This window comes from Acinetobacter sp. SwsAc5, from assembly GCF_013391485.1.
Taxonomy (GTDB): Bacteria; Pseudomonadota; Gammaproteobacteria; order Pseudomonadales; family Moraxellaceae; genus Acinetobacter; species Acinetobacter towneri.
Map to the genome: position 1 here is coordinate 60,924 of NZ_JACAXD010000011.1, position 13,009 is coordinate 73,932.

Consider the following 13,009-nt stretch of genomic DNA (forward strand, 5'->3'; position numbering starts at 1 on the left):
CATGATTTGCTCATAAAAAGCCTTAGCTTTTCAGTAACTCAGTGACATTTCAGTAGAGCTTCACTACTTAAATTGCCGATAAAATTTCACCTGCACGCAACAGGGTTTCAGTTTTTTTAGCAAAGCAGAAACGGATTAAACGTAAATCATCGGGTGGGCTTTGATAAAATGCAGACACAGGAATACCGACAATGCCGTACTGCTCGGCTAGAAAATGACACATATCTACGGCATTTAAGTCAGGACGGATATTGCTGTAATCTAAATTTTGAAAATAAGTGCCTTGTGCAGGGCTGAATTGAAAGCGTGAATTGGCAATGCCTTGATTAAACAAATCACGTTTGTCCTGATAAAACTTTGCCAGTTCTGCAATATGTTCAGGGTGCTGCTGCATATAATTTGCCAAAGCCACTTGCACAGCGCTAACTCCGCAGAAATTAATAAATTGATAGGCTTGGCGAAAGAGCTGCATTAAGGCAGGTGCAGCCGCACAGTAGCCTGTTTTCCAGCCTGTGACATGAAAAGTTTTACCAAACGAGCCCACGACAAAACTACGTTCCCTAAGCTCAGGAAAAGACAGCGCAGAGCGATGTTGATGCGTATCAAAGACTAAATGTTCATAGACTTCATCGGAGAGCACCAAAATATTATGTTCCTGAATAACATCAATTAAATGCTGCCAATCTTGCTCTGACCACACTGTGCCAGTGGGATTATGTGGCGTGTTGATGATGATCATGCGGGTTTTAGCATGAATGGCATCTTTGACCCTATTCCAGTCCACCTGAAAATGTGGAGCCTGCAGCGGAATATGAACGGCTTTTGCACCCAACAATTTTACACAGGGTGCATAACTGTCATAACTTGGATCAAAAATAATGACTTCATCGCCTGCCTGCAGCACGGTTTGCATGATGCTAAAAATAGCCAGTGTTGCCCCTGGGGTGATGGTAATTTCACTGATCGGGTCAAGCATTAGCTGATCACGCTGTAAAAATTGCTGTGCCAGTTGTTCGCGTAGTGGCAAGTAACCATCGCCCGAAGGATATTGATTGAAGCCTGCGTGTGTGGCTTGGCTTAAAGCATCCAGTAATGCTGCAGGTGGGGGAAAGTCGGGAAAACCCTGCGATAAATTTAAGGCATTCAGTTGTTGTGCCAAGTTAGACATGGTACTAAAAATACTCAGACCTTGAGCAGGCAGTTTCGCGTGAATATCGAGCATAGAGAGGTTCTGGTGGTGGCAGCAGCTTGTTTTACATCGTAGCGTTTTCAGGGGGGAATGCAAATGGGGTAAAGGGTGATGATGTGGCTTGAATAGATCGTTCGAGGCGTTATTTTTGATTGAACACCTCAAGATCGACTTATCAAAAAAATTTCATCTCAAATCAACTCCACCAATGCCCGAATAATTCCCAATCCCAGACCAATAAATGCACCTACCACTACACCATTGACCCGAATCATGTGTAAATCACCACCGACTTCGTTTTCAATTTTGCCAATCATTTCGCGCGAGTCCCATTCATGAATGCGCTCACTAATAAAGCGAATTACTTTTTCACTATATTGATCAGACAAATTCACCGCAATCGTACTCATTTTTTCATTCAGTAACTGACGTACTGCAATATTTGCAATAATATTTTCACCGACTTGCTGAATGGCAACACGCAGGTTTTGGGTAATTCCCGAATCAGGTTTTTGTAAATCTTCCTTAATCGCATTACAGAGAATGACCACGGCACCACTGATAAAATTCAAGACTTGTGGGCTGTCTAACAGAGCATTTTTAGTGTCATTTAGGCGCAGACTGGCACTGCTGTTGTTATCTGCCAGTTGTAACATGAGTTGCTGCCCAGCCTCTTCAATTTTTTGTCGCCAAGGATGTTCAGGGTCTGCCAGCATGGATTCGACCCGTTGCAGTAAAGAATCTATAGTGCGTTGCTGCACATCAATTCCAATCCAACTCGCACCTTTGGCCAGTTTCCATACGCCAAGTTCTTTAAACAATTGACGGGTCAATTCACGGCTTTTTTCAGGATGTTTCAGCATCCAGTCATGGGCAAGGTCTAAACCGCGTTGCAGCACATCCTGATGGAAGTCATTTTCCAAAACTGCACGCAGCATTTCACTGGCCAAGTGGTTGACCTGTGTGTTGCGAACCCATTGCACACTATTGCTTTGAATAAAGCGCCCAATTTGTTCTTGCCCAACAAATTCAAAAATTTTCGGTACAGTTTGCTGAATGACTTGGGTCACTTGCGCATTATTTTGTGGATTCGCTAACCATTTGCCCACGGCTAAAGATAAGTCAGTGCTGTGCAGGCTTTTTTGTACCACTTGTGGCGATAAAAAGTTTTCCTGCACAAAACGCCCCATCGACTCGGCAATACGGTCTTTGTTGCGTGGAATAATTTCGGTGTGATCACGTAAGAATTTAGGAATTGGCATTTTGCCAAAAGGATTGCGAAACAGCACCGTAATCGCATACCAGTCTGCCAGACCACCGACCACGCCTGCTTCGGCAGACAGCATTAGTATGTGAATCAACCACGTATATTCAGGCAGTAATTTTGCGGTCAGCATTAATGCCAGCCATGCCAGCACGGCAATCACTAAAGCAATGGTGGCAAAGCGTTTACTGCGTTGCAGGCTCGGAGAGCTATGTTGCGAGCTGCTCGCTAAAGTGTGGTCAGACGCTGTATTCATGCAGGCATCCTTATCTCATTAGGGCGCGGCAGGGGCAGAGGTTGGTGGGGGTAATGGTTGTCCTGTTGGACTTAAACCATATTTTGCCCCCAGTGATTGTAAAATTAGGCTCGCATCAAAGGCATCTTCAGGTGCAGATTTTTGATCTTTAAAACACTGAATGGTGTAAGACACTTGAGTCGGATCGAGGGTGACCACTTGCGGCATATCATAGAATGGGTCAGGCCAGAATGGTGCGCGACGATGATAATATCCATACGGCGAATAGCTATACGGATAGTAACTTGGTGCAGGGTAAACCACGGCTTGTCTAGGTGGTTTCTGGCTACGGTTACTCGGATCATCTAAAACTTTAAAAAAGCGAAAACCGTGTTGCAGCGTGGTTTGTGCTGCTTTCACCAAAGTAATTTCTTCTGCTGTGCCAAAACTCATGTTATGACCCGCTAAAAAACTAATCCGATAGGTTTGCGCATTGAGCGGTGTGGTGCTGTATTGCCCCAACTGCTCAAAGCTGAGCGGTTTAGAGGATGTCGTGGCACAGCCTGTAAACAGCAAACTGCTGGCAAGGGCAAGACCGAGTAGGGAATATTTCATGTGAAAGCTCCTGTACACATCAACCAGCCAAGACAAGCTCGCCAGTTAGAAACTGCTATTGGGTTGGGTTAAAAACTCAAGTTCTTCTGCACTCGAAGGACGTCCCAACACCTGATTCCGATGTGGATAACGTCCAAAACGGTCAATAATCACTTTATGTTTCAGTTCATAGCCCAACACGGTGGGGTCATTCAAACTTTCAAACAACGTTAATGCGACTTCGTGAATACGTTTGGATTCACTGTGCATAAACGGCATATATAGAAAACGACGTTCGGTTGGGTTTAAGTCCTGATCCAATTTTAAGTGAATCATTTCTTGTGCCAACACCAAGGCCATTCCATCTTGGGCAAAGGCACGCGGGTCATTACGGTATAAATTACGTGATAATTGATCTAAAACAATGATTTCAGCCAAACGACCTGCAGGTGTTTCGCGCCATGTCCATAATTCTCCTTGTGCCGCTTGTTGCAGTACATCGGTAAATTTTTCTGCGAGCAGGGCATCAAATTCTGCGCTTTTGACAAACCAGTTCGGTTCTGCAGCAGGAGAAAACCAAAAATCTAAAAAATCTTGATAATTCATACGCTTTATTATTTACCTCTGTTCTTTTGATTATAAAATCACAAATTTAGCATGTCTTATAGTGCAACTTTGTGATAAAAAATTGCCAAATTAAAATTTATTGACGTTGACCACTTTATAAAATGTCAGCATGCCCCAAAATCATCATTTTGTTAGAAAAAACAGCCCAAGCGCATGTGCTGATGCCAAATCAAGTTATACTTGAACGGTAGCAATTTCATCTCAGATCATCTGCATGATAGAGAAAATTGCCACCGACCCAAAATCAGCCTGTGGTTTATGTCGTATTTGTAGTGTATTGGATTAAGCGAGAGTGTAATGAGTCAACCCGAACCAAATGCGCAAGATGTTCTACCAACATGGGTAGACGCTGCGTTGCTTCAAGGGATGTTGCGCGGGATTGAACGCGAAAGTCTGCGTATGCAAAGCGATGGCTTCTTGTCGCAGCAAGCACATCCTCAAGCCTTGGGTTCGGCACTCACACATCCGCATATTACTACGGACTATTCCGAAGCATTGATGGAGTTCATTACTCCACCGCAAAGCAGCATTCAACACGCGCTTGATTATTTGCGAGATATTCATAGCGTGGTGCATCAGCACTTAGGCGAAGGTGAAAAACTTTGGCCGCTGTCGATGCCATGTATGCTTGATGAAACCGATGACGGTATTCCACTGGCGCAATATGGCAGCTCCAATATTGGGCGCTTTAAAACTTTGTATCGCCGTGGTTTAGGTGTGCGCTATGGTCGCCGTATGCAGACTATTTCAGGGGTGCATTATAATTTATCCTTCCCTGAACATTTATTTGCCGCCTTGCAACAACATGAAAGTGATGAGCAGCTCAAAGCACTGAGTTTGCAAGATTATCGTAGTCATCGTTATTTAGGTTTAATTCGTAACTTTATTCGTTTAACACCATTGGTGATGTTTTTAGTCGGTGCAAGTCCATCGGTTTGTCAGTGTTTTATGACGGGGCGTGAACATCATTTGCTGCCGTTGTTAAGAGGCACGTTGTATTTACCGTATGCGACTGCATTGCGTATGGGTAACTTTGGCTATCAAAACTCGGCGCAGAAAAAACTTGGTATTCATTACAATGATTTAACGGGTTATTTGGATGGTTTGCAAAAAGCCGTAAAAACCCCGTACTTGCCATTTAGCCGCTTAGGTTTAGATGATGCCACGGGTGAGCCAATTCAAATTAATGACCATGTGCTGCAAATCGAAAATGAGTACTACAGTTTGGTGCGCCCAAAACAAGTACCACAAGAAGGTGAAACCCCATCTCAAGCACTTGCCAATCGTGGTATTGGTTATGTCGAATTACGTGCGGTAGATGTTAATCCGTATAGCCCAATTGGGATAGATGAACATACCGCAGGCTTTTTGGAAGTCTTAGCATTGTATTGTTTGTTGCAAGACAGCCCAGCCTTGTTAGATGCGGAACAAAGCATCATCGAAAAAAATCAGGCCGAAGTGGTCAATCGTGGGCGTGCGCCAAATGCGCACATTCAAGAGAGCGATGTTAAAACCCCAATTGAAGCGTGGGGACAGCAGTATGTCACCGCCATGCAACCTTTGGCTGCTTTACTCGACCAAAGTTATGCGACGCAGCTGTATTCTCAAGCTTTAGAACGCATGATGGCGCGTTTGCATGAAGTCGATGAAACTCTGTCGGCACACATGATTGCCGATACTATTCGTCATGGCGGTACGTGGGGCTTTGGCAGTTATATGGCGCAGCAACATGCACATGCGTATGAGCAACATGCGCTGCGTCCTGAAACACAAACATATTTTGATGAAATTGCAGTGCAATCTATTCAGCAACAACAACAACTTGAACAAGCACAGGGTCTGAGTTTTGCAGACTATGTCGCACAATATAGATAACAGCTCAGAGATTTAAACATGCAATTGAGTTATCGTCTGCTAAGTGGTGTTTTATTTTTAGCCAGTGTCATTGGGATGACATTTGCATTGTATTTAGAGCATGTGCAAGGTTTAGCGCCGTGTCCACTGTGCGTTTTTCAGCGGGTGGGCTTAATTGCATTGGGTTTGGTTTCACTGATTGCTTTTGTGCATAACCCTAAATCTAACGTGGTTAAGCGTATTTACGCGCTGTTCGGCAGTATTGGAATTTTATGGTCAGTGGGTGTGGCAGCACGGCATGTGTGGCTGCAAAACTTACCGCCCGATCAAGTGCCAAGCTGCGGTCCAGGGCTAGATTATTTGGTAGATGCCTTACCCATGAAAGCCGTATTGCAACAAGTACTGTCGGGTTCAGGTGAATGTGCTGTGATTGATTGGATGTTCTTGGGGCAGTCTTTACCCGTGTGGTCATTGCTGTTCTTTAGCGTGTTGGCACTCATCAGTTTATGGCAATTGCTGCGTAACTATCCGTTTGTGGCATCGACTACATTTGGCAAAGTGAAGAAAAAATAAATTCGGGCTACTTGCTCACTGAATTGATAAAAATGTGCCATCTCAATGTAGATGGCGCTTTTTTATTTGTGTATTTAGGGGCTGTTGAAAATCCATCTAAAAATCATCGTGTTGTAGCGTATTTTGAACTGTTTAGACTATGTTAGGTGAGCGCGATGCCTTCTAAGCTTGACCAATCACCAATAAACTCACGAATTTGCTGCTCTGGCACTTCTTCATGCGCAGGATAAAACCATTTCACCAATTGCTCAGCCACACTCGGATGATATTGCAACTGAAAATGGTTCAGACCATAGAACACAGCTTTGTGTGATTCAGGCAGTCTTAATTGAAACCGTGGGTTAGGGTGCTCCCCCAAAGCACTTTTTACACTGACCAAATAGTCGCCAATGACTTTGCGGGTCAGGTTCTGCTTTTTCTCGAACTCAATACTGCCTGCCACGAAATAAGCATTAATATGGGTTGGCAAAGGTGCAGGTTTGCGGTTGTCATCGACCTGTCCAATTCGTGCCTGATTATGTTCCCAGTCATCATCTCGCACACTGCCATAGCGCAAATCTAAAATGCCGTTGCTGCGAATGTTGACCAAATGCCCGACAATTTTCACAATAGGAAAGCGACCTAATTTTTCCTGTAAATGGAAACCAAAACGCTCCAAAACAGCCCCATGATGTGGTGAACCCAAGCAGACCAGATTTTCGACCAAGTGAATCCAGTGCTGCAAATTTTGCTTACCGTAAAACAGCGCACTGCGCGACACCAAGCCACCCATGCTGTGCCCAATTAAATCAATACTGGTAATTTTAGGATGACGCTGAATTAAATCATCTAAGGTATTGGCAAGACTGCGGCCATTGGCAGAAATGCGACGCCCTGTATTGTAATTCAGATATAACATGGTGTTATGGTCACGTTGTGCCAGTAATTTTTCACCAAAACCACCAAATTGGTGTGTAGTCCAATCGAGGTGATTGCGGCATAAACCGTGCACAAAAATCACCACACGCCCAGACAAATCGCCTTGTTGGACTTCGCCATAATGGTCATAGAGCACCATAGGTAAGGCGAGCGGATTTTGCTGTTCGAGTAGATAATCTCCCAATACGCCATTCAGTACACCGACTAAAAAATGCAGGCTTGGTGTGAGTGCTTTGTCATGTAAGTTGGGAAATTGCGCAATAATTTGACGTAAACCTGGCGCAACAAAGTGATAGCCGTATTGTTGTAAGCTGTGAAAGGCAAACTTATACAGCTTTTGAAAAGTCGCGGTTTTTTGAAACTTTTGCGAGCGTTGTTCGCTCATGCCAAATACGCTGAGCAAAACTTCACGCTGAATGGTTTGAATCACTTCGCTCATCACGGCATTCAGGCGCGTGCTGACCAACTGTGCCAAGCCTTCTAGGATATCGGCCTGACTTGGAGGTGTACGATCCCATCTACAATAGGTTTCATGCAGCGGTGTTAAACTTGGCATACTGTGTTGCCCCTTGTGTTCCCATATACCGAACGCTTTATTTTTACTTGGGTTCGCGGTATAAACTCAAGGGTCTGTTGGCATTTCATGAATTTACAGGACTGTAAATTTTTAGATGAATTGTCACCAAACCCGATACTTTTATTTTATCGTGTTCATTTTGAACTACTTGTAAAATACCGATGAATGCCAAGATGTTCGCATCTTTTTGTCTAACAATTGCATTTTTCCATGAAAATTAAATTAAAAACGCAAAATAAGTGCTGTATCAGCCAAAAATTGAATGGTGTTACTTAGAAATGTCACGCATGAATTTAATTTATTTACATGGTTTTCAGAGCAGTCCTTTGTCCATGAAAGGGCAGCTATTGTATGCCTATGTGCAGCAGCATCGCCCTGGTATTCAGATGCATTTGCCCGATTTAAATGCTCCACCTTTAGAGGTTTTGGCAAACGTATCGGCATTGATTCAACGTTTGCCCAATGTGGCATTGGTGGGCAGCAGTCTAGGCGGCTTTTATGCGACACAACTGGTCGCACAGCATCATGTGCCTGCTGTTGTGATTAACCCTGCTATGCGACCATGGCAATTGTTTCAGGACTTGTTTGGCGATGTGCTGCCCTATGTGGTACATCCGAACTGGAGCTTAACTGCAGCGCAATTGGATGACTTAGCAGAAATTGCGTTGCCAGTTGCGCAAGATGCAGACAAAATATTGGTGTTATTGCAACAAGGCGATGAAGTTTTGGATTATCGTGAAGCGCAGCGTTATTATAGTGCTGCCTCACCTTCGGCCATGATCATGACTGAAGCGCACGGCAATCATGCCATGGATGATTTTGCAGACAAAATTCCGATGTTACTGCAATTTTTATCGGATTCCCTAGCTTAAGGAAACAGTACAACGTGTCTCAATATACCGCTCAATCTCTTGAAGTTTTATCTGGTTTAGATCCAGTACGTCGTCGCCCGGGCATGTATACCGACACCACACGTCCAAACCATTTGGCGCAAGAAGTTATTGATAATGCGGTGGATGAAGCACTTGCAGGGCATGCCAATAAAATTACCGTAAAAGTCTATAAAGATGGCTCTTTGTCGGTAGAAGACAATGGCCGTGGTATGCCTGTCGATATTCACCCAGAATACGGGCAAAGCGGGATTGAAATTATTCTGACCAAGCTGCATGCAGGCGGTAAGTTCAGCACCGACAACTACCAATTTTCGGGTGGTTTGCACGGGGTCGGTATTTCTGTAGTGAATGCCTTGTCCAGTCGGGTTGAAGTGACCGTACAGCGTCAGGGCAACCTGTATAAAATGGCTTTTGATCAGGGCGAAGCCGCTGCACCTTTAGAAGTCTTGGAAGGCAAAGCGCCAAAACGTGCTTCGGGTACGTTGGTACATTTCTGGCCTGAAGCTAAATATTTTGATTCACCTAAATTTGCGCTAAAAGCCTTAAAGCACAATTTAAAAGCCAAAGCGGTACTGGCTGCAGGTTTAGAAATTCATTACATTGATGAAATTAACGATGAAAAAATTGTCTGGCAGTTTGAAAATGGTCTAGTCGACTATTTGATGGATGAGCTGGAAGATCGTGAGATTGTACCTGCTCCTGCTTTTGTGGCGACAGGTGAGGCAGAACGTGCTAGTGCAGAATTTGCAATTTGTTGGAACGTAGAAGGTGGCGAGCAAATTCAGGAAAGTTATGTCAACTTGATTCCGACTGCGCAAGGCGGTACGCATGTCAATGGACTACGTTCTGGTGTGACCGATGCTTTACGTGAGTTCTGTGAATTACGCAATTTATTGCCGCGCAATTTAAAGCTATCTGCCGAAGATGTTTGGGATGGGGTTAACTACATTTTATCGTTAAAGTTCCAAGAGCCGCAGTTTTCTGGGCAGACCAAAGAGCGTTTATCTAGCCGTGAAGCAGCCAGCATTATGCAAAATATTGCCAAAGATGCTTTTGCCTTGTGGCTTAACCAAAACTCTGACATTGCCATGCAACTTGCAGAAATGGCAATTTCTAAAGCAGGTCGTCGTTTAAAAGCGGCTAAAAAAGTGGAACGTAAAAAAATCGTTTCAGGCCCAGCCTTGCCCGGTAAACTGGCAGATTGTGTGGGGCAAACCCGTGAAGAATCGGAACTATTTATTGTAGAGGGTGACTCTGCAGGTGGTTCTGCCAAGCAAGCACGCGATAAAAACTTTCAGGCGATCATGCCGATTCGTGGGAAAATTTTAAATACGTGGGAAGTCTCTTCCGATGAGGTTTTAGGCTCGCAGGAAGTACATGATATTGCAATTGCCATTGGGGTTGATCCAGGTAGTGATGACTTGTCTGAATTGCGTTATGGCAAAATTTGTATTTTGGCCGATGCTGACTCGGACGGTTTACATATTGCGACCTTGTTATGTGCTCTGTTTGTGAAGCATTTTCCAAGTCTGGTGGAAGATGGGCACTTATATGTGGCCATGCCGCCATTATTCCGTATTGATGACGGTAAAGATGTGCATTATGCGTTAGATGACGATGAGCTGGAAAACACCCTGAAAAAAGCCAAGACCAAAAATCCGCAAATTACCCGATTTAAAGGTTTGGGTGAGATGAATGCCAGTCAGTTGCGTGAAACCACAATGGACCCCAATACACGCCGTTTGGTGCAGTTGGATTTAGACGACAGCCATTTCACTGCAGGTTTGCTGGATAAGCTGTTGGCAAAAAAACGTTCTGCGGACCGTAAAGTATGGTTAGAGCAGAAAGGTAATTTAGCTGATTTGGCCGTTTAAGTTGATCTAAAGTGAATAAAAAACCATCCATCATTTTATTAAGATGATGGATGGTGACAGTATCGAAATATAACCCTATTTTTATAATTCTATATTTTCAGGCCATATAAAATAACCGCCATATTGGCTAGTTTTGAATTCCGCACCCAAGTCTTTACCTTGTTGAGTGAGAATGTGTTTTCCCGCATCATTGATATTCAAAAAGCCTTTCTCGGTAAAATGAGCCAGTAATTCATTCGTTTTTATTTTATGTTTTGCTGCAAGTTTAGAAGAGGTCAATTTTCCTACATTATTCTCGCTAGTATCATCGTTAGATTCATTTATAGATTCTGTTTTTACTTCATCTAGGCTAATTCTGACTTCATCACTGATACGGATAATCCGCTGTGACTCTTCATAAGCATCTTGAAATACGTCTTGATCTTCATACTTATGAATCAGAATACCCATTTCGTTATTATTAATTTGGCTAAATTCATAAAGGTTTAAGCTAGAAATAATACATTCCGACTCATTGAGATAGCATTTTGCGTGTAGGTTTTTGCAGAAACTCAGCCGAATAAAATCAAGTTTTTGCATCCATTTTATTTCATCAGGATGCAAGTCACTTTTACCATAGACAATACGAATATCTATTTTGAGTCGGTTTTTATCTTCAAGTAACTCTTTAATACGGTCATTTAAACGTAAATATGGGCTAATTAAAATTAACCTTTCTTTGGCATTTTTTATCAGTTCTTCTAAGAAAAAATTGGTCGCGCTCGTATTTAAAAACTTAGCCATTTAACCCTCCTCATTGTGTCTAAATTATTATGTCCTGAGTATAGCGAATTTATTTAGGTAATGATTTGATGATTAAAAATATTCTAAAATTGAGGCGAAAAAATGGAGCATCTTGTGCTCCATTTTTTATTGATCCTTAACTAAAGAACCAATATACAAATAATGAAATAATAAATACGCACATGACGTTCAACACCATGCCCACACTCATCATTTCACTTTGTTTAATTTGACCTGTACCAAATACAATCGCATTTGGTGGCGTTGCCACAGGTAACATAAAGGCACACGATGCACCAATACCAATAATCACCACTAAAATTTCTTTTGGAATACCCATTTGGTCTGCAATTGCAGCAAATACAGGAACCAATAACGCAGCAGACGCTGTATTACTGGTAAATTCAGTTAAGAAAATAATGAAGATGGTCACCGCAAAAATCACTACCAATGGCGAAGTATCACCAAAGGTATTGGCAAGGGTTTGACCCAATACCAAAGATGCGCCTGAATCTTTTAAGATCGCACTGAGGGTTAAACCACCACCGAACAGTAATAACACGCCCCAATCGGTATTTTCAGCCACTTGCCTCCATGAGGCAGTACCTAGCATGACCACCAAACATGCAGCAGCTAATGCAGTCCATGTATCGGGTTGGCTAATACCAAAGGTTTCGCTAAGTTTTTTACCAAAAATCCATGCCACTGCAGTACATACGAATAAAAGCATGGTTGCAATACGGGTTTTGGTCCATGGAATGACTTCAGTTTCAAAACGAATTTTCTGGTTTAAATTTGGACGCAATACCAAATATAAGCTGACCAACATCGCTGGTAGTAAAATCAGCACCATTGGTAGACCAATTTTCATCCAGTCAGCAAAGTCATAGTCTAAAGCTTTGGCTGCAATGGCATTTGGCGGCGAACCGACCAAAGTACCCAAACCACCTAAACTGGCAGAGTAGGCAATCCCCAATAAAATGAAAATGAAGGTTTTACGTTCTTTAGTGGCATCGAGGTGTGACAACAAGCCCAATGCCAGTGGTAACATCATCGCCGCCGTGGCTGTGTTGGAAATCCACATCGACAACGCAGCAGTGACAATAAAAATAGATAAAACCGAAATCCCCAAGTGACCGCCCGACATGGAAATAATCCACATCGCAATTTTACGATCCAGTTTTTGGATATGCAGCGCAGTTGCTAAGGCAAAACCACCAAAGAATAAGAAAATGACAGGGTCTGCAAAAGTTGCTAATGCTTGCTTGGTTGAAATTGGTACAAGTTCTTTGCTGGCATTTTCAAGTGGCATACCTAAAGCCACAGCAAGCACAGGTACTAACAGTGCTGTAATGGTAATGTGTACCGCTTCGGTGAGCCATAAAATACCAATAAAAAGCAACAGACTTAGACCCTTATTGGCGTTTTCATCATAGGGTAAGACGTTATACAAACCGAAAGAGAGCAGGGTCGCAAGAATAACAATGGCCCAAGTCTTGATCAGTTCTTTTCGCTTAATACTGGCTGGCACTTCTATATGGTTATTTTCCATAGAAGTTCGCTCCGTCAAAAGGAATTAAAAGAAAAGAGGGAAGATTGGTCGATGCAAACGACCGAAGCAGTCTGAA

11 protein-coding genes are annotated in these 13,009 nt (G+C 43.1%); 4 read left to right on the forward strand and 7 right to left on the reverse strand.

Annotated elements, in window-relative coordinates; all coding sequences use genetic code 11:
* Positions 1-67: 67 nt before the first annotated feature.
* The 4 genes from HYG89_RS08335 to HYG89_RS08350 all read right to left on the reverse strand — a co-directional run bounded on the left by HYG89_RS08335 (position 68) and on the right by HYG89_RS08350 (position 3,888).
* Positions 68-1,222, reverse strand: coding sequence for a methionine aminotransferase (locus HYG89_RS08335; protein WP_178867072.1), 1,155 nt, complete (start codon positions 1,220-1,222; stop codon positions 68-70).
* Between the two features lie 158 nt (positions 1,223-1,380).
* On the reverse strand, positions 1,381-2,709 hold the full coding sequence (locus HYG89_RS08340) for a DUF445 domain-containing protein (protein ID WP_178867074.1): 1,329 nt from the start codon (positions 2,707-2,709) through the stop codon (positions 1,381-1,383).
* Positions 2,710-2,727: 18 nt separating this feature from the next.
* Entirely contained in the window at positions 2,728-3,303 is a 576-nt protein-coding gene (locus HYG89_RS08345; RefSeq protein WP_104852739.1) for a hypothetical protein, read from the reverse strand.
* Positions 3,304-3,348: 45 nt separating this feature from the next.
* Complete coding sequence (locus tag HYG89_RS08350) at positions 3,349-3,888, reverse strand: DUF924 family protein (protein ID WP_167846415.1); 540 nt, start codon at positions 3,886-3,888, stop codon at positions 3,349-3,351.
* A 318-nt stretch (positions 3,889-4,206) separates the two neighbouring features.
* On the opposite strand from HYG89_RS08350, the gene gshA reads away from it, so the two are divergent.
* Together gshA and HYG89_RS08360 are read left to right on the forward strand one after the other, a co-directional pair.
* Positions 4,207-5,784: a glutamate--cysteine ligase gene (gshA, locus tag HYG89_RS08355; protein WP_167846414.1), complete on the forward strand. Its 1,578-nt coding sequence runs from the start codon at positions 4,207-4,209 to the stop codon at positions 5,782-5,784.
* A gap of 18 nt (positions 5,785-5,802) precedes the next feature.
* Entirely contained in the window at positions 5,803-6,336 is a 534-nt protein-coding gene (locus HYG89_RS08360; RefSeq protein WP_178867076.1) for a disulfide bond formation protein B, read from the forward strand.
* Between the two features lie 142 nt (positions 6,337-6,478).
* Here the strand turns inward: HYG89_RS08360 and HYG89_RS08365 are convergent, their stop codons facing one another.
* Complete coding sequence (locus HYG89_RS08365; protein ID WP_004974178.1) at positions 6,479-7,810, reverse strand: alpha/beta fold hydrolase; 1,332 nt, start codon at positions 7,808-7,810, stop codon at positions 6,479-6,481.
* Positions 7,811-8,118: 308 nt separating this feature from the next.
* On the opposite strand from HYG89_RS08365, the gene HYG89_RS08370 reads away from it, so the two are divergent.
* Both HYG89_RS08370 and parE read left to right on the forward strand, forming a co-directional pair.
* The gene (locus tag HYG89_RS08370) at positions 8,119-8,703 is read left to right on the forward strand and encodes a YqiA/YcfP family alpha/beta fold hydrolase (RefSeq protein ID WP_178867078.1); all 585 of its coding nucleotides are present in this window, start codon (positions 8,119-8,121) and stop codon (positions 8,701-8,703) included.
* Positions 8,704-8,717: 14 nt separating this feature from the next.
* Complete coding sequence (parE, locus tag HYG89_RS08375; protein ID WP_178867080.1) at positions 8,718-10,598, forward strand: DNA topoisomerase IV subunit B; 1,881 nt, start codon at positions 8,718-8,720, stop codon at positions 10,596-10,598.
* An 81-nt stretch (positions 10,599-10,679) separates the two neighbouring features.
* Here parE and HYG89_RS08380 read toward each other — a convergent pair whose 3' ends face one another.
* Positions 10,680-11,381 carry a phospholipase D family protein gene (locus HYG89_RS08380; protein WP_178867082.1) on the reverse strand — a complete coding sequence of 234 codons (702 nt, stop codon included), beginning with the start codon at positions 11,379-11,381 and terminating at the stop codon, positions 10,680-10,682.
* Positions 11,382-11,517: 136 nt separating this feature from the next.
* The gene (locus HYG89_RS08385) at positions 11,518-12,933 is read right to left on the reverse strand and encodes a DASS family sodium-coupled anion symporter (protein WP_178867084.1); all 1,416 of its coding nucleotides are present in this window, start codon (positions 12,931-12,933) and stop codon (positions 11,518-11,520) included.
* Between the last annotated feature and the right edge of the window lie 76 nt (positions 12,934-13,009).